At 32.0% G+C, this 19,211-nt stretch carries 26 protein-coding genes and 1 pseudogene; 26 read left to right on the forward strand and 1 reads right to left on the reverse strand.

Features of this window, described 5'->3' with window-relative positions:
* Nucleotides 1-109: 109 nt before the first annotated feature.
* Complete coding sequence (lpdA, locus tag QLQ94_RS22260) at nucleotides 110-1,498, forward strand: dihydrolipoyl dehydrogenase (protein WP_271335672.1); 1,389 nt, start codon at nucleotides 110-112, stop codon at nucleotides 1,496-1,498.
* A 152-nt stretch (nucleotides 1,499-1,650) separates the two neighbouring features.
* On the opposite strand, the gene QLQ94_RS22265 is transcribed toward lpdA, so the two are convergent.
* The gene (locus QLQ94_RS22265) at nucleotides 1,651-2,790 is read right to left on the reverse strand and encodes an MFS transporter (RefSeq protein ID WP_427401978.1); all 1,140 of its coding nucleotides are present in this window, start codon (nucleotides 2,788-2,790) and stop codon (nucleotides 1,651-1,653) included.
* 110 nt (nucleotides 2,791-2,900) lie between these two features.
* Here QLQ94_RS22265 and QLQ94_RS22270 point away from each other — a divergent pair, with 110 nt between their 5' ends.
* The 25 genes and pseudogenes from QLQ94_RS22270 to QLQ94_RS22390 all read left to right on the forward strand — a co-directional run bounded on the left by QLQ94_RS22270 (nucleotide 2,901) and on the right by QLQ94_RS22390 (nucleotide 19,096).
* Nucleotides 2,901-3,257, forward strand: a complete 357-nt coding sequence (locus QLQ94_RS22270) for a winged helix-turn-helix transcriptional regulator (RefSeq protein ID WP_271335670.1) — start codon at nucleotides 2,901-2,903, stop codon at nucleotides 3,255-3,257.
* 177 nt (nucleotides 3,258-3,434) lie between these two features.
* Nucleotides 3,435-3,944 carry a TPM domain-containing protein gene (locus QLQ94_RS22275; RefSeq protein ID WP_271335669.1) on the forward strand — a complete coding sequence of 170 codons (510 nt, stop codon included), beginning with the start codon at nucleotides 3,435-3,437 and terminating at the stop codon, nucleotides 3,942-3,944.
* Between the two features lie 181 nt (nucleotides 3,945-4,125).
* Nucleotides 4,126-4,872, forward strand: coding sequence for a DUF2314 domain-containing protein (locus QLQ94_RS22280; protein WP_271335668.1), 747 nt, complete (start codon nucleotides 4,126-4,128; stop codon nucleotides 4,870-4,872).
* A gap of 238 nt (nucleotides 4,873-5,110) precedes the next feature.
* Complete coding sequence (locus tag QLQ94_RS22285) at nucleotides 5,111-6,013, forward strand: PhzF family isomerase (RefSeq protein ID WP_271335667.1); 903 nt, start codon at nucleotides 5,111-5,113, stop codon at nucleotides 6,011-6,013.
* Nucleotides 6,014-6,051: 38 nt separating this feature from the next.
* Nucleotides 6,052-6,471: a GNAT family N-acetyltransferase gene (locus tag QLQ94_RS22290; protein WP_271335666.1), complete on the forward strand. Its 420-nt coding sequence runs from the start codon at nucleotides 6,052-6,054 to the stop codon at nucleotides 6,469-6,471.
* A 199-nt stretch (nucleotides 6,472-6,670) separates the two neighbouring features.
* Nucleotides 6,671-6,976, forward strand: a complete 306-nt coding sequence (locus QLQ94_RS22295; protein WP_271335665.1) for a hypothetical protein — start codon at nucleotides 6,671-6,673, stop codon at nucleotides 6,974-6,976.
* Nucleotides 6,977-7,150: 174 nt separating this feature from the next.
* Entirely contained in the window at nucleotides 7,151-7,450 is a 300-nt protein-coding gene (locus QLQ94_RS22300; protein WP_427401977.1) for a PX domain-containing protein, read from the forward strand.
* 5 nt (nucleotides 7,451-7,455) lie between these two features.
* Entirely contained in the window at nucleotides 7,456-7,905 is a 450-nt protein-coding gene (locus tag QLQ94_RS22305; RefSeq protein WP_427401976.1) for a hypothetical protein, read from the forward strand.
* 199 nt (nucleotides 7,906-8,104) lie between these two features.
* Nucleotides 8,105-8,509 carry a hypothetical protein gene (locus QLQ94_RS22310; RefSeq protein WP_271338298.1) on the forward strand — a complete coding sequence of 135 codons (405 nt, stop codon included), beginning with the start codon at nucleotides 8,105-8,107 and terminating at the stop codon, nucleotides 8,507-8,509.
* 286 nt (nucleotides 8,510-8,795) lie between these two features.
* Complete coding sequence (locus tag QLQ94_RS22315; RefSeq protein ID WP_271338299.1) at nucleotides 8,796-9,134, forward strand: nuclear transport factor 2 family protein; 339 nt, start codon at nucleotides 8,796-8,798, stop codon at nucleotides 9,132-9,134.
* A gap of 71 nt (nucleotides 9,135-9,205) precedes the next feature.
* Nucleotides 9,206-9,619 carry a 3-hydroxyacyl-ACP dehydratase FabZ family protein gene (locus tag QLQ94_RS22320; RefSeq protein WP_271338300.1) on the forward strand — a complete coding sequence of 138 codons (414 nt, stop codon included), beginning with the start codon at nucleotides 9,206-9,208 and terminating at the stop codon, nucleotides 9,617-9,619.
* A 171-nt stretch (nucleotides 9,620-9,790) separates the two neighbouring features.
* The gene (locus tag QLQ94_RS22325) at nucleotides 9,791-10,276 is read left to right on the forward strand and encodes an SRPBCC family protein (RefSeq protein ID WP_271338301.1); all 486 of its coding nucleotides are present in this window, start codon (nucleotides 9,791-9,793) and stop codon (nucleotides 10,274-10,276) included.
* Nucleotides 10,277-10,362: 86 nt separating this feature from the next.
* Nucleotides 10,363-10,482, forward strand: a pseudogene (locus QLQ94_RS22330) (helix-turn-helix domain-containing protein); the annotation flags it as partial.
* Between the two features lie 65 nt (nucleotides 10,483-10,547).
* Nucleotides 10,548-10,964 (forward strand): hypothetical protein, encoded by a 417-nt coding sequence (locus QLQ94_RS22335; RefSeq protein WP_271338302.1) that lies wholly within the window; start codon nucleotides 10,548-10,550, stop codon nucleotides 10,962-10,964.
* Nucleotides 10,965-10,990: 26 nt separating this feature from the next.
* Nucleotides 10,991-11,206, forward strand: a complete 216-nt coding sequence (locus QLQ94_RS22340) for an ArsR family transcriptional regulator (protein WP_271338303.1) — start codon at nucleotides 10,991-10,993, stop codon at nucleotides 11,204-11,206.
* A 10-nt stretch (nucleotides 11,207-11,216) separates the two neighbouring features.
* Nucleotides 11,217-11,897: an aspartate/glutamate racemase family protein gene (locus QLQ94_RS22345; RefSeq protein ID WP_271338304.1), complete on the forward strand. Its 681-nt coding sequence runs from the start codon at nucleotides 11,217-11,219 to the stop codon at nucleotides 11,895-11,897.
* Between the two features lie 16 nt (nucleotides 11,898-11,913).
* Entirely contained in the window at nucleotides 11,914-12,612 is a 699-nt protein-coding gene (locus tag QLQ94_RS22350; protein ID WP_271338305.1) for a hypothetical protein, read from the forward strand.
* An 11-nt stretch (nucleotides 12,613-12,623) separates the two neighbouring features.
* Nucleotides 12,624-13,229: a hypothetical protein gene (locus QLQ94_RS22355; RefSeq protein WP_271338306.1), complete on the forward strand. Its 606-nt coding sequence runs from the start codon at nucleotides 12,624-12,626 to the stop codon at nucleotides 13,227-13,229.
* A gap of 71 nt (nucleotides 13,230-13,300) precedes the next feature.
* A complete protein-coding gene (locus tag QLQ94_RS22360) occupies nucleotides 13,301-13,669 on the forward strand; it encodes a nuclear transport factor 2 family protein (RefSeq protein ID WP_271338307.1) in 369 nt (122 codons plus the stop codon).
* Between the two features lie 97 nt (nucleotides 13,670-13,766).
* Complete coding sequence (locus QLQ94_RS22365) at nucleotides 13,767-14,807, forward strand: serine hydrolase domain-containing protein (RefSeq protein ID WP_482498573.1); 1,041 nt, start codon at nucleotides 13,767-13,769, stop codon at nucleotides 14,805-14,807.
* 11 nt (nucleotides 14,808-14,818) lie between these two features.
* Nucleotides 14,819-15,244 (forward strand): DUF1801 domain-containing protein, encoded by a 426-nt coding sequence (locus tag QLQ94_RS22370; protein ID WP_271338309.1) that lies wholly within the window; start codon nucleotides 14,819-14,821, stop codon nucleotides 15,242-15,244.
* A 9-nt stretch (nucleotides 15,245-15,253) separates the two neighbouring features.
* Nucleotides 15,254-16,351: an MBL fold metallo-hydrolase gene (locus tag QLQ94_RS22375; protein ID WP_482498575.1), complete on the forward strand. Its 1,098-nt coding sequence runs from the start codon at nucleotides 15,254-15,256 to the stop codon at nucleotides 16,349-16,351.
* A gap of 138 nt (nucleotides 16,352-16,489) precedes the next feature.
* Nucleotides 16,490-17,614, forward strand: coding sequence for a lactonase family protein (locus QLQ94_RS22380; RefSeq protein WP_271338310.1), 1,125 nt, complete (start codon nucleotides 16,490-16,492; stop codon nucleotides 17,612-17,614).
* Between the two features lie 331 nt (nucleotides 17,615-17,945).
* Entirely contained in the window at nucleotides 17,946-18,488 is a 543-nt protein-coding gene (locus tag QLQ94_RS22385; protein ID WP_271338311.1) for a GNAT family N-acetyltransferase, read from the forward strand.
* A 26-nt stretch (nucleotides 18,489-18,514) separates the two neighbouring features.
* Nucleotides 18,515-19,096, forward strand: coding sequence for an LOG family protein (locus tag QLQ94_RS22390; protein WP_271338312.1), 582 nt, complete (start codon nucleotides 18,515-18,517; stop codon nucleotides 19,094-19,096).
* Nucleotides 19,097-19,211 lie beyond the last annotated feature (115 nt).

Consider the following 19,211-nt stretch of genomic DNA (forward strand, 5'->3'; position numbering starts at 1 on the left):
TTTAAAATAATTCCTTAAATTCGCAATCACAAATAACAAAAGAATAAATCGAAAAATGAGTTTCGGAATAAACTTCATTTTTCGGTAATAAATACTAAAAACCAAAAAAATGAAATACGACATTATTGTTTTAGGAAGTGGTCCTGGCGGATATGTAACAGCTATTAGAGCTTCACAATTAGGCTTTAAAGTAGCTGTAGTTGAAAAAGAGAACTTAGGTGGTGTATGTTTAAACTGGGGTTGTATCCCAACAAAAGCATTACTAAAATCAGCTCAGGTTTTTGATTACTTAAAACACGCTTCTGACTACGGATTGAAGGTTTCTGAATTTGATAAAGATTTCCCTGCAGTAGTGCAACGCAGCCGTGACGTTGCTGACGGAATGAGCAAGGGGGTTCAATTCTTAATGAAAAAGAATAAAATTGACGTTATCGAAGGTTTTGGAAAACTAAAACCAGGAAAAAAACTTGACGTTACTGATAAAGACAATAAAGTTACTGAATATAGCGCTGATCACATTATCATCGCAACCGGAGCTCGCTCTCGTGAGTTACCAAACTTACCACAAGATGGTGTAAAAGTAATTGGTTACCGTCAGGCAATGACATTACCAACACAACCAAAATCTATGATCATTGTAGGTTCTGGAGCTATTGGAGTTGAATTTGCACATTTCTACAACTCTATGGGAACTGATGTTACTATTGTAGAATTTATGCCAAATATCGTTCCTGTTGAAGACGAGGATATCTCTAAACAAATGGAGCGTTCTATGAAAAAAGCAGGTGTAAAAATCATGACCAACTCATCTGTTGAGAAAATTGATACTACCGGAACTGGAGTAAAAGCAACTGTAAAAACGGCTAAAGGAGAAGAAATCCTTGAAGCTGATATCGTACTTTCTGCAGTTGGAATCAAAACTAACATTGAAAACATAGGTTTAGAAGAAGTTGGAATCGCTGTTGACAGAGATAAAATCTTAGTAAACGCTTATAACCAAACTAATATTCCTGGATACTACGCAATTGGAGATGTTACTCCGGGTCAAGCTTTAGCTCACGTAGCTTCGGCGGAAGGAATTAACTGTGTTGAAAAAATTGCTGGTTTACACGTAGACCCAATCGATTACGGAAACGTTCCTGGTTGTACTTATGCAACTCCAGAAATCGCTTCTGTAGGTTTAACAGAGAAACAAGCTAAAGAAAAAGGATACGAATTAAAAATTGGTAAATTCCCATTCTCAGCTTCTGGAAAAGCAAAAGCTGCCGGTGCTGCTGACGGATTCGTAAAAGTAATCTTTGATGCAAAATACGGAGAATGGTTAGGATGCCACATGATTGGTGCTGGTGTTACAGATATGATTGCTGAAGCAGTTGTAGCCCGTAAACTAGAAACTACAGGTCATGAAATCCTTAAATCTATTCACCCTCACCCAACAATGAGCGAGGCTGTTATGGAGGCTGTTGCTGATGCTTACGGCGAAGTAATTCACTTGTAAAAACATACCGTTTTACGGTTATATATAATTTTCAATTTAAAAATCCGATTTGCGAAAGCAAGTCGGATTTTTTTATGTTTATAAAGGCGTTTGCAAATCATTTTTCCAATTTTATTTCGCTTAATAAACACAAATGATCGTTATAAAAGATTTTATTTAAAACTACTAAACCTTTTTAAAAACCAAAAAATTAAAGCAGTTACAAGTAGAATAACACTTGACCAAATAATATACTTTATCTCAAAATGATATATAAAATATCCTCCTAACAACGTACCAAACGTTACAGCAGAATTTCCGCATGTGGTAAAAATGCTATTAATAAATTCCGCAGATTCCGGCGCCGATGAAGTCAGGTTTACATTGCTTATTAAAAATCCTGATGTATGTACAAAACCCCATACCATTACCAGCAATAACATAGGAATATAGTAAAATCCATAAAAAAACAACAAAACATGAACAATTAATAGCGCTATTATAAAGACTAAAATAGTCGTCAAAACATTTTTACTCAAAAATCTTCCTGCCAGCCAATTACCTCCAACTCCGCTTATCCCAAAAATTAATAATGTATAACTAATCTGCATTCCATTCATTCCGGTAATTTTACCCAAAAAATCTGCCATATAGCCGTATGTAGAATACATTGCGGCTATCATTAAAAATGATAAAATAAAATTTATCCAGAATACAGGCTTTTTAAGAATTTTACTTTGCGATCCAATCGTTTGTTTTTCAACAATTAGAGTTGATGGTAAAAAAAGTAATACCCCAATAAAAGATAAAACATTAATAATAGCACATAGTATAAAAGACGATTGCCAATTAAATAATGTTGCCATAAATGTTGCCAGAGGAATCCCAAAAACACAGGCAAGAGTAAATCCACCAAAAACAATGGCAACTCCTTTTGAAGATTGATTATCAGGTAAAGTATTTGCTGCCAAGGCAAGAGCAATAGACCAAAATACCGGATGCAAAAATGCCGGCAATATTCTTGCTATTAATAAAAACGAAAAGCTATTAGCAAATACAGACATAATGTTTGAAATAGCAAAAATTCCCAATACAAACAACATTAATTTCTTTTTATTAATTGAGGATAACAGAAGCATTACAAATGGGCCAAATATAGCCACTGTCAATGCAAATGAACTTAAAAGCCATCCTGCTTTATCAATTGTGACAGAGAAAGCCGAAGCAATTTGTGGTAAAATTCCAATAACTCCAAATTCTGTGGTTCCAATCCCGAAAGTACCTAAAGCTAAAATGTAAAGTGTGCGTTTCATAAATTTATTTTTTGCAAATTTGCAGAAGTAATAAATCATTTACACTTTACTTACTTTTATGTACTACACTTACTTTTAAGAAAGTTAACTGATTTTTAAACAGTTATACAATGCCTGATTTTTTTTATGATAGAAAACTCTATTACACTCCAATCGAATTTGCTTTAGCGCATATAGGCGGAACTTGGAAAATGCCAATATTGTGGAGATTACAAAACACTATTTTACGTTTCAGCGAATTAAAAAAAGATATTCCGCATATTACAGACAAAATGCTTACGAGCCAATTAAGAGAACTTGAAAGTAAAGGACTAATTACTAGAAAAGTTTATCCCACTGTACCTCCAAAAGTAGAATACAAATTAACAGAAAAAGGACAAAAAGCAATACCTGTAATTGAAACAATTATGAAATACGGATATAAACTTATTAAAGAGGCAGGAATTGAATATCCGCCTTTAGAATAAATACTTTTGGGGAATATTTTTACAATAATATACATTTTTACAAACTAATAAAACATCAGATTTAACTTATTTGTATTACCAATAAAAAGACAAATAAATTATTCCTCTTTTGATCTAAAACAAAAGAAGATTATAATATTAAAATGATATTTTTGCAGCACCCAAAATTATTTTAAGATGAAAAACCTACTCTTCATTATTACAATTTCTTTTCTTTTACCAAGTACCTTTTTTGGTCAGTCAAACAAAAGCACTTTTCAAAATTCAGTAACAGAAAATACTTTTTCAAAATCATATAATTATCTCAATGATTTCGAGAAAATCTTAACCTCATCCCAAATTACCACTTTAAATACAACGCTAAAATCTTCTGAAAAAAAATCAGGAACTAAAATTATTGTAGTCACGATTTCTTCCATACAACCTTATACAACTGTTCCGGAGTATGCTTCTAATTTGAAAAACTATCTATCCGATAATTTGAAATTGAATCCCACATTTCTAATTGTATTAAGCAAGGAGTTAAGACAAATCCAGATTCAGAGCAGCTACGAGGCACGCAATAAACTAACCGAGGAAGAAACGAAAAGCATTATAAATAGTTTTGCAATTCCCGAATTTAAAAAAGGCGATTATTATAAAGGTTTAGAAAATGCAGTAACGCAGATCATAAAAAAACTGGAATAGAATTAAAATACTACTTTATAGAATCCGATTTGCTTTTGTAAATCGGATTTTTTTGTTTTTACGCTGTAAATAAAACCTCAACTCCTTAAAACATTCATAAAATCAACAAGTCCACTTTTTACTATCTGACAAAAAATTTATATTTACGTAAAAAGAAATAATTATTCTAAAAATATAAGTGATGGAAAATACACCAATATTCTTTGCCGACGGAGAAAGTCCAAAAATCATTGACGCATTCAGAAAAGCACAGGAAACTTTTAAATATTTCTGGAGAGAACTATCTTGGGAATACCGTAGAATCGTTCCGGCACTTGACGTTGCCTGCGTAAAACTGGCATTTACACAAGAAATAAATGGCAATACAGTGGTAGAACATATGTGGATCAATGATATCAATTTTGACGGCGAGAAAATCAAAGGTATCCTGGTAAATGATCCGGACGAATTAACTAATGTTACTAATGGTGAATATGTCGAGATTCCGGCAAACCAAATTAGCGATTGGTTATTTGTAACCCAAGACAAAACTTATGGAGGTTTTACGATACAGTCAATGCGTTCAGAAATGAGCGAAACCGAAAGACAAGACCATGACGCAGCGTGGGGATTAAATTTTGGGGATTTTGATGATATTCTGGTTGCTTATGAACAAAAAGAAAAGCCAGAAAACCTTACAGAACACCCTATGAGCAAGAATATGAAGGAAAGTCTTCTTGAATTTATAAAAGCTAATCCTAATGAATTAACTGCTCAGGATGAATTTGGATATACTTTTTTGCACCGTGAAGCCATCGCAGGAAATAGTACAATTGTCGAAGTACTATTAGAATCCGGTGCTGATAAAAATGCGAAAACGCACAACAATAAAACACCTTTAGATTTTGCTCAAGAACTCAAATGGGATCATTTAGTTCCATTATTATAAAGACATTATTTAAAATCCGATTTATGAAAGTAAGTCGGATTTTTTTTGCGTATTCCCGGGCCACAAAAGGATATCGCCCCAATTACGCAAAAAACAATAACGATAAAAGAACCAATTAACAATAATATCCAAATCTAAACTTCGTATAATAATTTGTATTTTCGTTTGGCTAAAAGCTGATGATTCAGTTATTACATCAATAAAAATCTTATTACTATTTATACCGCTTAAAATCATAATGAAAAAACTAATAACCTACCAAATTGATTCTTTCACAAAAGAAAAATTCAAAGGAAATCCCGCCGGAGTTGTTGTAAATGCAGATGGACTGAATGATTATCAAATGCAACAAATTGCGCGCGAATTAAACAATTCCGAAACTGCATTTCTTTTCCCTCCTGACAGTACAGATTGCGATGGAGTAATTCGATACTTTACCCCAAATACCGAAGTTCCAATTTGCGGACATGCTACAATTGCAGCCATGTATGCAAAAGCAATCGAAGAAAAATTAGATTCCTGCATTCTACGATTCAAAACCAAAGTGGGTATTCTTCCGTTTGAAATAATTAAGAAAAACGAAGACTATCAAATTATAATGACTCAGGGAAGTTTTGAACTTAGTCCACCATTTGATGCTGATGTAACACAAAAAATGATCACAGCATTAGGTCTTGAAAAATCAGATATCGACGAAAAATGTCCCATTCAGATTGCTTCAACAGGACATTCTAAAGTAATGATAGGAATCAAAAGCAGAACAAAACTAAATTCCTTATCTCCCAATTATGCTGACTTAGCACATTTAAGTAAAGAGATTAACTGTAATGGTTATTTTGTTTTTACTTTCGATTCTAACGATAAGGATATATTAACCTACGGCAGAATGTTTGCCCCGGCAATTGGCATTAATGAAGATCCTGTTACCGGAAATGCAAACGGACCTTTAGGAGGTTATTTGGTACAAAACAAAATCGCTGATTTTAAAAATAATGAATTCGAGTTCAACGGAAGACAAGGCGAAAAAATAGACCGTTTGGGAATTATAAAAGTTAAAGTTAGTATAGAAGACAACAAACCAGCATTGATTCAGATAAAAGGTGATGCCGTAGTTGTTTTTAGAGCCGAAATAGAAATCTAAACAAGCACTTATTCATTTTACAAGACCAAGTAACTATAATGGAAATAATTAAAATCAGAAAAAACGACCTTCCTGCTTTGAGAATCTTATTCTTAAAGGAAAGACAAACCACTTTTTTGTGGATTGATTCTTCTAGTTTTCATTTGAAAGATTTTGATTCAGAAATTAAAGACGAAGAAGTTTTAGTCGCTATTCTTGATAATGTTGTAGTTGGTTTTATCTCTGTCTGGCTGCCCGAAAATTTTATTCATCATTTATATGTCGATCAAAAATATCATGATAAAGGCATCGGAACCCAATTACTTAAAGCGGCAATTGAAAAAGCCAATTTTCCTATTACTTTAAAATGTCTTGAGAATAATACCAAAGCCGTTGCCTTTTATAAACAAAAAGGATTCATAGAAAAAGAAAGAGGTCCATCTGAACATGGAGATTATATTTTGTTTGAGTTGCTATGAATTTTACATTAATAAAATAAATGAACAACGAACCAGACGAAATATTCGCTTTATTATACTCTAGAATTAAAACCACCAACAATAGAAAAATTAAGCCATGTAATTAGGCTTGGCAAAAGTACCAATTCAACGAAATATCTTACTTTATTTTATGCTTTTGCTGACCAAAAAACGTCAGTAAATAAACTAGTAATAAATCATGGAAGAATTAGTAATTGAAAAATCAGTATTCGAAGAAATACCAACAGAAAAAATTTATTCTGAAAAAGCAATTCGGGTTGGGACCTTTTTAGGAGGACCGCTGGTTGCGGGTTATTTTATGGCTGAAAACTTTAAAGTTTTTGGCGATTATAATAAAGTAAGAAATACATGGATTATAACAATTCTTTCGACAATAGTCATCTTCAGCTTGATTTTTATGATTCCTGAAGACGTTAAAATTCCTAACATTGTATTTCCATTTATTTATATGGGGATAGCAGCTTATCTGACGAAAACATATTAGGAGAAAAATATTGTCCAACACATTCAAAATGGCGGTCAAGAGTTTAATTGGTGGCGAACAGTAGGTATATCTCTTATTGGGTGTCTCGTAACTTTAGGCGTAATATTTGGCATTGCCTTTTTTAGTGAAGCGGCAAACGAAAGAATTTCGGAGTCAACAAAAACGTATGGAGCAATGAATCACGAAATTGTTTACCAAACTAATATCAATGAAAACGAAGTCAATAAAATTGCCAAGGCCTTTACGAAAGAAACTTTTTTTGATGACTCTATTACAAAATACATCTACTTAGAGAAAATCGATAACAATTACGAAATATCTATATCCTGCAATGAGTCAATTTCATATGATCCAGTTGCTTACAGTTCTTTTGTCGAGCTAAGAAAAAATATGCAAAAAGACTTTCCTGATAATAAAATTATTTTCAAACCAGTTGTTAAGGACTTAAATAATGTTGTGAAGAGAATTGAGTAATAAACATGAATTTAAAAAAAATAAAAGTTTATCATCTTTTCTGGTTTGTTTCCATAATTGTTTTATTGATCGGAACATTTAATCCTGACGAAACATTAGACATTAATGTTCATGATACATATTTTATAATTGCGCAGCTTCATGTTGCCATTGTTTTGTTTCTCTTTTTCTTTTTAAATGGATTTGGATATTGGTTTGTTCATAGAGTATTAAAGAAATCACTGGAAAAATACCTAACCCTAATTCATTCTTTTATTGTACTTGGGAGTTTTATTTTTTACTGGCTTATCATTCTTTATTCCAAACTTTTTTTATTCAATCCTGATTTTCTATTATTTGATGAGTATCAATTAATCAATATTATTTTGATATCTGAGTTCATGCTTATTGTTTTTATTGCCTTGCCAATTTTTATTACGAATTTATTGATTGCTATTTTCAGAAAGAATACTTAAACAAACTTCCTTTAGCAAACCTGACGGGTTTAAAACGACCAGATCATAAAAGGGCAACTTTCTTTTCTCATAAAGAATAATTTTGATATCCGACAAGAGACATATCATTAAAACACATAAATTTAACATTAAGAAAAAATAAGACGCAACCATTTAACGAAATATTCATCTATTAACTAAACCAATAACCTTTTAAACCATGAAAAAATACTTTTTACTTCTCGTTTTAATTACAATAAGTTCATGTAGTAACGAAGATTCTGATACAAAATTAAAAAAAACATTAGAAGGCAAATGGAATTGGAATGGATCGAGTGGCGGATTTACCGGAACATCTTCTACGCCTGAATCCACAGGCAGAATTATTTATATCGAATTTTCAGGTTCGACTTATAGAAACTATATTAATGGAAAGTTACTTTTTGAGAAAAAATTTGAAATAAAAACTCGAAAATCAATTTTAGGTGGTCAAAGACCAATGATTGTCAGCACTGATACTTTACAATATTTTATACCAATGTCTTTTACAATCGAAAATGATGAACTATTCTTAAGCGACGAATGTTTTGATTGCTTTGGATCTGGTTACACCCGTATGAAATAAATTTTTCAATAAAAACAAAACGATATAAAAAAAACTACTTCAATTATACGCCTTTTTGTATCTGCTAAAAATTCAGATAATAACACTTATACTCCCGCATATCCAAGCATCAGGATTCAAAATTATTGAATTTTTGAAATTTGCTGCAAAAAGTAGTATCAGATTATCAGATTCAAAAGATTCAGTTTTTAATTTGTATTTTCGTTCGATTAAAATCAATACTTCTTAAGAGAAAAGAATAAAGTTAATTAAAGCCTCAAAAGAAATTTCTTAAAAATCATATTAAATGACAATCGAACAAATTATCGACGCCCAAATGTTGGCTTTTAATAATAGAGACATCAAAAGCATGATGCCTTTATATCCTGATGACATCAAAATTTATAATTTCCCAGATACATTAGCGATTGATGGTAAAAAAGAATGCGAAAAAATGTTCGTTACCTTATTCGAAAATTCACCAAATCTTCGTGCCGAAATAATAAAAACAATCCAATTTGATAATAAAGTAATTGTTCAGGAATATATTTATGGTCGAAATGGAAGTAACGAAAGGACAGAACAAGTCGTGATATTTGAAGTAACCAATCAAAAAATAAGTCGAATGGATATAATGAGAAAATAAAAGCAATCACTAAATCATTTTTATAATTTTATGAAATTGCTTATATTGCAGATAACACAAAAATTATAAACATGACTCAAAACATTGAAAATCTTATTCCTCACCGCTCGCCATTTCTTTTTGTTGATGAGATAGTATCATTTACAAATGAAACGATTGTAGGCATGAAAACATTTGATGAAAAAGACAACTGGCTAAGAAGCAGTTTTCCTGAAATTGAGTATATTCCCGGGTCCATTTTAATAGAAGCGATGGCACAATGCGGAGGTGCCGGCGTAAAACTACTGGGAGTAACAGATGGGATATTTGGATTAGTGAGTATTGAAAATGCAGAGTTTTATGGAGGTGTAGAGTTTGATGACGAAGTAAAATTTATCATTGAAAATGTTCGTTTAAGCCAAAAAATAATTAAACAGCAAGGCATTGCGTATGTTCATGATAAAGCAATTCTCAAGGCAGGCTGGATGTGTATTAAACTATCCTAATTTAGACATCATAATTAACTATAAGGCTCACGAAGTTTTTAACTCTAAAATCTTAAATACAGAATTTAAGAATTAAAACTTGTCCGAAATACACCTTAAAATTGTCCTCTACAACCCTAACTTATTGATTTTTAAAGAATAAATTTGACATTCAACTTTAAAAAACATAAAATGAGTGCAACAGATTTTACCACAACAATAAAAGTAGACCAATCTCCTCAAGAAGTTTTTAACGCTGTTACAAATGTTCGAGGCTGGTGGTCTGAAGAAATTGAAGGCAATACAGCCCAACTTAACGATGTTTTCGATTATCACTACGAAGATATTCATAAAGCTAAAATTAAACTGATCGAAGTGATCCCAAATCAGAAAATTGTCTGGCTGGTGGAACAAAACTATTTTAAATTCACCAAAGACAGAACTGAATGGACGGGAACTAAACCGACTTTTGAAATCACGGAAAAAGATGGAAAAACAGAACTTCGCTTTACTCATTTTGGTTTGAATCCTGAATATGAATGTTTCGAAATATGCCGTGACTCCTGGACAAATTATATTCAGAATAGTTTAAAAAAACTGATCACAACCGGAAAAGGTGAACCAAATGCGACGGGAAAACCACAAACAGAAAACGAAAAAAAACTGTCTGAGAAATAATTCCCGGACTTCCCTCCCATCTTTAGACTACGACAATCGTAGATTTGGCGACAGTGATCCTCCTGATGTTGCCCAACTTTGTATTTAACTTATCTATAAGCGAAATTGCTTTTGAACTGGGTTTTGAACATCAGCAGTCTTTCAGTAAATTGTTTAAGACCAAAACAAATGTCTCACCGCTTGAATTCAGGCAATCTTTTAATTAATTTACCAAAACTTTCAACCAAAAGCTTCCATAATTTTCATAAATTCGTTGTGTAAAAACAAGTTTATGAATCCAATTTTAAAAAATACTTTAGCTGTAATCATTGGCCTTTTTGTGGGAAGTATTGTTAACATGGCTATTATCTTAACGAGCAGTTCGATTATTCCGCCTCCAAAAGGAGCAGACATTACCACAATAGAAGGATTAAAAGCCACCATACACCTATTTGAACCAAGACATTTTATTTTTCCGTTTTTAGCACATGCTATTGGCACTCTTGCCGGTGCCGGAACAACAGCTGTAATTGCAGCCAATCACAAAACAAAATTCGCTTTAGCAATAGGAGGTTTCTTTTTATTGGGTGGTATTGTAAATGTATTTACATTGCCATCTCCTGTTTGGTATGCTGTTATAGATATTGTGTTTGCTTATCTGCCTATGGCTTATCTGGCTAAAAAAATAGCAACAAACGAAAAGTCTTAAATTTAATAATTTAAACTATTATCAAAATGAGCGAGAAATCAATTACCGTAAAACCTGCAAAAACATGTTATGAACATATTGGTGGAAAATTAGGTCAATTACTTCTAGAAACTTTTACTGATAAAGGCTGGATTAGTAAAAACAAACCAACAGACAAACACTTTTATATTACAGATCTGGGCCAAAAAGAATTTGAAAAGCTAGGCGTCGATATTTCACAAATAAAATCGGAAGATTTATAAATAAAACGCAATGAAAAAAATTGGACTCGTAGGCGGTATCAGCTGGGTTTCTACAATTGATTATTATAAACTAATTAATGAAGGCGTAAATAAAAAATTAGGGGGATTGCAATTTGCAGAATGCCTGATTTACTCTTTGAACTTTGGTGATATTCAGGAAAAAACCTGGGCTCATTCGTACGAACTTTTATTAAATGCCTGCTTAAGCCTAAAGAAAAGTGGTGTCGATGCGATTGTATTGTGCGCCAATACAGCTCATATGTATGCAGACAAGATCGAAAAAGAAGTTGGCTTACCATTAATTCACATTGCAACTGAAACGGCAAAAGCCATCACAGAACAAAAAATCACTACCGTTGGACTTTTAGGAACTTCTTTTTCTATGGAAATGGATTTCTATAAAGAACGTCTCAAAAGTTTTGGATTAAATGTGTTAATTCCTGAGAATCAAGAAACAAGAGATTATATTCAGCATGTTTTAAAAGAAGAACTCGGAAGAGGAATTATTAATCCGGAATCGAAACAAAACTATATCAAAATTGCCAACGAACTTATTGCACGCGGTGCAGAAGGTATTATCTTAGGATGCACCGAAATCCCGTTATTAATAGACCAATCCCATTTTGATGTTCCTGTTTTTGATACGACAAAAATACATTCGGAAGCTATTGTAAACTTTATACTCTCTTAAACTTAAATTGTAACTTATGGGCTATTTTGGCGGACTCGGTTCTGGAAAAGGATGGAATAAATTTAACTTCATACTTACACCCAATGAATTTGAATCTCTTTTTACAGAACTTCAATTTTACTTTGTTATCACAAATACAAGAGTTCCTATCGATTATAAAGCAACTGATAAACCATATGTATTTACAGGTTACAAAGATTTTTTTAACGAAATTATAATCGGAGAGAAAGAATACGATAGAAAAGAACACTGGTTTTATGAAGATAAAATTCGAATATCGATTACAGATGATATTGACAAAATAGATTTTGAAAATATTGATGATAAAAACGAAATAGTATCTAAAGAATTTAAACGTGTTAGACCTACTGAACCGGTAATTAATATAACTCCTTTTTACCTTTACTTTATTAAAGATAAAGAAAGTTTAAGTGTGGCCTTCATGAATACAGAAGGAACTATTGGACTAGAATTGACGTATCCCAAATTTGTAAGCTTTTTAACTGATGGAGATAATTCCATAATTGATGCACATACTTTTAATAATTATAATTTATTTAATAAATTAGTAAAAAACATCAAATCAATATCTCATAAAGCGAAAGTACAAAGTCCAGCAAAACTATATCGCCCAAACTTTTGGATTAGCCCGGAAGCAAAAAAAGTAATCAATGAAAATCGATATCTAAAATCTAATGAATTAATTATTTTGTAATCGGATTACATATGAAAAAGATCATACAAATATTTATACTATTATTAATTTCAGTTTCATTACTAAATTGTGCTTCTTTTTCGACAAAGGATTTCAAAAACGATTACACTACAATTGATAACAAAAATTTAGATTCTTTTAATGGAAAATTTACCTTCTCACCAATAAAAAAATTCGACAAAAAAAATCAGCATTCAAATATAGAAAATTCAAAAAAGTATATTAATTCATACAATTACATAACAAACGAAAGTTTAAAATTTGAAGATATAGATTCTATTATAAATGGCCTTGTCAACTATCATATCGAATTAAAAATCAGCAATAATACCCAATTAAACGTCGAATTATTCAGGAATAATTACAGCATAAAAAAACAGCAAATCATGGGTGAGCTAAAAAAAGAAGGAATGTTTTATCTCGACAATAAATATCTTAAATGTACCGGAATACCCTACCTTTTTGGCGGATGCAATAACAATAAAAGACGCATCGCCATTTCTAAAAACAATAATTTAATTATAAATGAAGCCGTAGATAATACAGGCGCATTCTTGTTCCTTTTTTGGGCCGGACCAAGTTATAATGGTATTTATGAATTTAAACGTCTGGACTAAAATTATTAAGTACTTTTTGATTTTCATAGATACTTATTTTATAACTTAGTTAGCTTTTAAATTCCAGAACCATGACTAAGAAAGAAATTGCCCAGGACTTTTTAAAACTCGCTGCAAACGGGCATTCTCATGAAGCATTTCGTTTATATGTTGGTGAAAAATTCAAACATCATAATGCCTATTTTAAAGGTGATGCCGATACGTTGATGCTGGCAATGGAAGAATCAACGAGAACAAACCCAAATAAAGTTTTTAAAATTCACCATATTCTTGAAGATGGAAATCTGGTTGCTGTACATTCTCATTTAAAACAAACCCCTGTCGACTTAGGTTTTGCGGTCGTTCATATACTTAAATTCAAAGCAGATAAAATTGTTGAACTCTGGGATTTAGGACAACCTATTCCGAGAGAACCTATTAACAAAAATGGAATGTTCTGATAGAATAATTTTTAATCTCAGTCGCTGAAGACCGACACTAAAAACGGAGATCAAAACTCGAATCCTTAAACCTGAAACAAAAAAACAATCTTAAAAAATGAATTCCCACTTCAGAATCTCTTTCCTATTTTCTTTCATACTTTTATTTTCTAACAGCTTTTTATTTGCTCAGAAAAAAAATAATTATGCTGCTCAAATTGATAGTTTAATTAGCGTTAGCGATCCAATATTTAACGGCGTTGTCCTGATTGCCAAAAACGGAAAAACAGTTTATAATAAAACATATGGTTTTACCAATTTTGAAACCCGAAAACGTTTAAAAACAGACAGCCAATTTGAAATAATGTCGAATACGAGACAAATCACGGCTGTTTTAATCTTAAAAGAAGTAGAACAAGGCCGAATTGATTTACAGGCACCTATAAAAAAATATTTACCTGAACTTACCCAAGCTTGGGCAGATTCAGTTACGGTTCATCAACTTTTAAATCACACACACGGAATAATCGATTTACAAAAACCGCTGGCATTTAAACCGGGAACTGATTTTAAATATGGAGATTTAGGATATAGTTTACTGGGGGAAATAATAAAATATGTTACTAAAAAAAGTTATCAGGAAATAGCAAATGCATTTTTTAAAGAACTAAAGATGAAAAATACACTATGCTTTTCTGCAGCTCCAATTAAGAATTTAGTTTCCGGATATATCAACACGAATAATAGTTTCAAGATAGTATCAAAAACGATGATCACTTTAAAAAGTACGGCTTCTAACGGAATTGTTTCGACTGCGGGTGATTTAGCAATTTGGAATAAAAATCTTCATAAGGGAAAACTGCTACAACCAGAGAGTTATCAATTACTGTTTAAATATAACATAACCGCTCAAAATAATTTCTTTGCAAAAGAAAAGATAGGCTACGGATATGGCTTTAGAATCATAGATAAAGAACCTGTTAAATATGTTGGTCACACAGGTTTAGGCGACGGTTTTTCATCTGTAAATTTATATTTTCCTGAAAGCGATGTCAGTTTAATTATTTTAGAAAACCAGATGAATCAAAATCGTGATTTGTTTTATATCAATGAATTCAAAATCAAAAATATCCTGATGAAAAGTGATTTACTTAATTAGAATAAAATAAAATGGCAAAGAATAAAACTATTGAAACCAATGAAAGTATTGTTGATTTTATAAATGCTTTTGTTGAAGATGAAGCCAAAAGAAATGATTCGTTTAAACTTATTCAAATAATACAGGAAATCACTGGTTTAGAACCCAAAATGTGGGGACCAAGCATTATTGGTTTCGGAAATTATCATTATAAATATGCCAGCGGTCATGAAGGCGATGCGCCACTTGTGGGATTTTCTCCAAGAAAAGCAGCGATATCGCTTTACATATATGTCTCGCCAGAAAATAAAGACGAACTACTTTCTAAATTAGGAAAACATAAAGCCACTAAAGGCTGTATTTATATTAAAAAACTAGCCGACATTGATATTGAAGTTCTTAAAAATATGATTTCATTTTCTTTAGAATACTTAAAAATTTTATATCCTTCAAATTAAATTATAACCATGATACTTACCATACTAATTCTTTTGTGCGCCGTTCTTATTTTTGTTTTACAACATCCCAGATATGGCAAAAAACCGTCAGGAGCAAGATTGGCTTTAATGCAAAAGTCGCCTCAATATAAAAACGGAAAATTCGAAAACATCTCTTTTACACCAGAACTTGCCGAAGGTTACAGCTTCTCTAAAGTTTTCTATAATTTTTTGTTTAAAAAAGTAGACCGTAAAATTCCCACTGATACAATTCCATCCATAAAAACCAATCTAGAGGATCTCCCTATCAATCAGGATGTTTTGGTTTGGTTTGGACACTCCTCCTATTACATTCAGCTTGAAGGAAAACGATTCCTGATTGATCCTGTTTTTAGCGGCAACGCCTCTCCTATTTACGGAACTACAAAAGCATTTAAAGGAACTGATATTTATACCGCCGATGACTTTCCTGAAATTGATTATTTACTGATTACACACGATCATTATGACCATCTGGATTATAAGACAATCATGGAGCTAAAACCAAAAATCAAAAAAATAATTTGTGCACTTGGCGTAGGATCACATTTTGAATTTTGGAATTTTCCAAAAGAAATTATTATCGAAAAAGACTGGCATGAAAAAATCGAGCTCGATCAAAATTTGACGCTTTATACGACTCCATCAAGACACTTTTCGGGCAGAAGTATTAATCGTTGCAATACGCTTTGGACGTCTTTTGTTTTAGCAACCAAAGATTTTAAAATGTATTTGGGCGGCGACAGCGGTTACGACACGCATTATGCTGAAATTGGTAATAAATTCGGGCCTTTTGATATTGCACTTATCGACAACGGACAATATAATCCGGCATGGAAATACATTCATAATTTGCCTGAGGATGTAATAAAAGCCATGAAAGACCTAAAAGCAAAACGCGTGTTTCCGGTACATTCTTCAAAATTTCCATTAGCGCTGCATCCCTGGGATGAACCTTTGATAAAAGTGACTCAATTGAATGCCGCTTCAGAAAACCCGATTCCGTTGATAACTCCAAAAATTGGGGAATTAGTAAAATTGAAAAATGAAAAACAAGAATTTCAACAATGGTGGAAAGGGATTAAGTAATTGTAGATTTTAGAATAGAGAGTATAGATTTTAGAATATAGAGTATAGAATATAGAGTATAGATTTAAAATGCGACTGTAACTGCAAATTGAAACCTGAAACATGAAACCTGAAACAAAAATAAACCTTGCAAAAAACATGAAACAAAAAATAACCTTTTTCGCAATTGCTTTTCTGATCACTTTAAATAGTTTCTCGCAAAATACTTATGTCTTTTTAGGAAGTTACAATCGTGATTTGGCTGCAGAATCTATTCAGGTGTATCAGTTAGATACTGTAAAAGGGAAATTAAGCAAAGTAACATCTGCAAAAAACACTATCAATCCTTCGTATTTGACTTTATCACCAAACGGAAAATATCTATATGCATGCACAGATACAAAAACGCCAAATGCAGGAAGCGTAAGCAGTTTTGAATTTAATCCGGAAAACAAAACATTGACTTTTTTAAACAAACAATCAAGCGGTGGCGAAAATCCTGTTTATCTCTCTGTTCATAAAAATGGTAAATGGCTGGTAAACGGTAATTATACAGAAGGAAGTGTTTCAGTACATCCACTATTAGAAAACGGAAAAATCGATTCGATTGCACAAAATTACCAATATTCTGACGGAAGTATCAATAAAGAAAGACAAACAAAATCTCATGTTCATTCGACTGTGTTTTCGCCTCAAAATGATTATCTATTTCTACCCGATTTAGGCGCTGATAAAATCCGTTGTTATCGTTTTGATGAAAATCAAAAACAGCCTTTGCTCGAAACAAAAGTACCGTTTACTAAAACTGATTTAGAAGCCGGACCCAGACATTTGACTTTTCACCCTAATGAAAAATTGGGTTATTGTATCGAAGAAATGTCCGGATCGATAAGCGTCTACCAATACGAAAACGGAACTTTAAAACAAATTCAGCGTATCAACACACATCCTGAAGTAATAACATCGGGTTTTGAAAGTTCTGATATTCATATTTCACCAGACGGAAAATTTCTATACGCCACAAATCGCGGCAAAGAAAATAATATTGCCATTTTCTCTATTGATGAAAAGGGACTTTTGAAAAACATTGGTTACCAGTCGACTTTAGGAAAACATCCACGAATCTTTGCCATCGATGAAAGTGGAAAGTTTTTAGTCGCTACAAATGTCAATTCAGGAAATGTAGTAGTATTTAAAAGAAATTCAAAAACCGGATTACTTAAGAAAGTGGGAAAAGAAGTTAAAATGGAAAATGTTTCCTGCGTTCAGATTAAGAATATATAATCGCTCACGGATTAACCAGATTAAACCGGTTTGCGTAGTTTTTTTTATTTTATTCTCCTTTTTTGTCATTTCGATCGAAGAAAGAAATCAGTAGTTGATCGACCAAGATTGTCGGCATTTCTTTGCGGAGTTTCATGCGTGATTTGCTTCGCCTGTTCGCTATCGCCAGAACCTCCTTAGCATCGAAATAAACTTTATATATAAAATCATTTTAATCCTATAATTTGTGGCAAAAAAAACAATTCCCCAAAAACTAAAGTCAATTTTTTATTTTAAATTCATGCTCATTCGTAAACTTTAGTAGTAAACGAAAACTTTAAAACTTTAAGAAATGAATAATTCAGAATTCAATTTACAACCCGAAATTTTAGAAGACGAAATAACAAAATTAATTCCATTGCAGGAAAGTGATTTTGACGCACTTTATAAAGTAGCTTCAGATCCTTTAATTTGGGAACAGCATCCAATTAAAGACCGATATAAAATAGAAGTTTTCAGACCTTTTTTTGATGCTGCAATCAACTCAAAAAGTGCCTTTTTGATTGTAGATAAAAAAACAAATGAAATTATAGGCAATACCCGTTATTATGATTACAATCCAGAGAAATCCAGTATTGCAATAGGTTTTACCTTTATTGGTCGAAAATTCTGGGGTGGATTATATAATAAATCAAATAAAAAGCTATTAATAGATTATGCTTTTCAACATGTAGATTCGATACTATTTCATATTGGCGCAGATAATATTCGTTCGCAAAAAGCAGTATCAAAATTAGGCGGTGTAAAAATTGGTGAAATAAGTGCTATCAGTAATATTCCTCTTAATATGCCTCATTTTGAATATGAGTTAAAGGTTGAAGATTATAAATTATAACATTTACTTAAACAAAAAAATAAACAATGAAAAGAATTACCGTTTTCTGCGGTTCCAGTTTTGGTACCGATGAAATTTACAAAGAACAAGCAACTTTACTTGGACAGACTTTGGCTAAACAAAATATCGAATTGGTTTATGGTGGCGCAAATGTTGGTTTGATGGGCGCAATAGCAGATGGAGTTTTGAATGCAGGAGGAAAAGCAATTGGAGTTTTACCTAATTTTTTACGATCGAAAGAAATTGCACATTTAGGTTTAACCGAATTGATTTTAGTAGAAAGCATGCATGAAAGAAAAACCAAAATGAACGACTTATGTGATGGCGTAATTGCACTTCCGGGCGGTTTTGGAACTCTTGAAGAACTTTTTGAAATGCTGACATGGGCACAATTAGGACTTCATAAAAAACCTATTGCAATTTTAAACATCAATGGTTTTTATGATGCATTGATTGAACTAACAAAAGTTATGGTTGAGAAAGGTTTATTGAAAGATGTTAATCAGCAAATGTTATTAGTAAGTGACAACATTGATGATTTATTAGATCAAATGAAAAATTATGTAGCGCCAACTGTTGGAAAATGGATTGACAAGGAAAAAGTATAAGTAAAACGCTCATCCCGAGAAGTTAAACAATTAGAGCCAAAAAATAAAAAATTAGAATTATATTTACATTTACTTCTAAACCTCTATATTTTAGCACTTAACGTCTAACCTATAA

The organism is Flavobacterium sp. B114r (assembly GCF_056824125.1).

Coding starts and splice junctions, on each gene's coding strand:
- lpdA (WP_271335672.1), top strand. CDS start 110: ATGAAATACGACATTATTGTTTTAGGAAGTGGTCCTGGCGGATATGTA.
- QLQ94_RS22265 (WP_427401978.1), bottom strand. CDS start 2,790: ATGAAACGCACACTTTACATTTTAGCTTTAGGTACTTTCGGGATTGGA.
- QLQ94_RS22270 (WP_271335670.1), top strand. CDS start 2,901: ATGCCTGATTTTTTTTATGATAGAAAACTCTATTACACTCCAATCGAA.
- QLQ94_RS22275 (WP_271335669.1), top strand. CDS start 3,435: ATGAAAAACCTACTCTTCATTATTACAATTTCTTTTCTTTTACCAAGT.
- QLQ94_RS22280 (WP_271335668.1), top strand. CDS start 4,126: ATGGAAAATACACCAATATTCTTTGCCGACGGAGAAAGTCCAAAAATC.
- QLQ94_RS22285 (WP_271335667.1), top strand. CDS start 5,111: ATGAAAAAACTAATAACCTACCAAATTGATTCTTTCACAAAAGAAAAA.
- QLQ94_RS22290 (WP_271335666.1), top strand. CDS start 6,052: ATGGAAATAATTAAAATCAGAAAAAACGACCTTCCTGCTTTGAGAATC.
- QLQ94_RS22295 (WP_271335665.1), top strand. CDS start 6,671: ATGGAAGAATTAGTAATTGAAAAATCAGTATTCGAAGAAATACCAACA.
- QLQ94_RS22300 (WP_427401977.1), top strand. CDS start 7,151: ATGAATCACGAAATTGTTTACCAAACTAATATCAATGAAAACGAAGTC.
- QLQ94_RS22305 (WP_427401976.1), top strand. CDS start 7,456: ATGAATTTAAAAAAAATAAAAGTTTATCATCTTTTCTGGTTTGTTTCC.
- QLQ94_RS22310 (WP_271338298.1), top strand. CDS start 8,105: ATGAAAAAATACTTTTTACTTCTCGTTTTAATTACAATAAGTTCATGT.
- QLQ94_RS22315 (WP_271338299.1), top strand. CDS start 8,796: ATGACAATCGAACAAATTATCGACGCCCAAATGTTGGCTTTTAATAAT.
- QLQ94_RS22320 (WP_271338300.1), top strand. CDS start 9,206: ATGACTCAAAACATTGAAAATCTTATTCCTCACCGCTCGCCATTTCTT.
- QLQ94_RS22325 (WP_271338301.1), top strand. CDS start 9,791: ATGAGTGCAACAGATTTTACCACAACAATAAAAGTAGACCAATCTCCT.
- QLQ94_RS22335 (WP_271338302.1), top strand. CDS start 10,548: ATGAATCCAATTTTAAAAAATACTTTAGCTGTAATCATTGGCCTTTTT.
- QLQ94_RS22340 (WP_271338303.1), top strand. CDS start 10,991: ATGAGCGAGAAATCAATTACCGTAAAACCTGCAAAAACATGTTATGAA.
- QLQ94_RS22345 (WP_271338304.1), top strand. CDS start 11,217: ATGAAAAAAATTGGACTCGTAGGCGGTATCAGCTGGGTTTCTACAATT.
- QLQ94_RS22350 (WP_271338305.1), top strand. CDS start 11,914: ATGGGCTATTTTGGCGGACTCGGTTCTGGAAAAGGATGGAATAAATTT.
- QLQ94_RS22355 (WP_271338306.1), top strand. CDS start 12,624: ATGAAAAAGATCATACAAATATTTATACTATTATTAATTTCAGTTTCA.
- QLQ94_RS22360 (WP_271338307.1), top strand. CDS start 13,301: ATGACTAAGAAAGAAATTGCCCAGGACTTTTTAAAACTCGCTGCAAAC.
- QLQ94_RS22365 (WP_482498573.1), top strand. CDS start 13,767: ATGAATTCCCACTTCAGAATCTCTTTCCTATTTTCTTTCATACTTTTA.
- QLQ94_RS22370 (WP_271338309.1), top strand. CDS start 14,819: ATGGCAAAGAATAAAACTATTGAAACCAATGAAAGTATTGTTGATTTT.
- QLQ94_RS22375 (WP_482498575.1), top strand. CDS start 15,254: ATGATACTTACCATACTAATTCTTTTGTGCGCCGTTCTTATTTTTGTT.
- QLQ94_RS22380 (WP_271338310.1), top strand. CDS start 16,490: ATGAAACAAAAAATAACCTTTTTCGCAATTGCTTTTCTGATCACTTTA.
- QLQ94_RS22385 (WP_271338311.1), top strand. CDS start 17,946: ATGAATAATTCAGAATTCAATTTACAACCCGAAATTTTAGAAGACGAA.
- QLQ94_RS22390 (WP_271338312.1), top strand. CDS start 18,515: ATGAAAAGAATTACCGTTTTCTGCGGTTCCAGTTTTGGTACCGATGAA.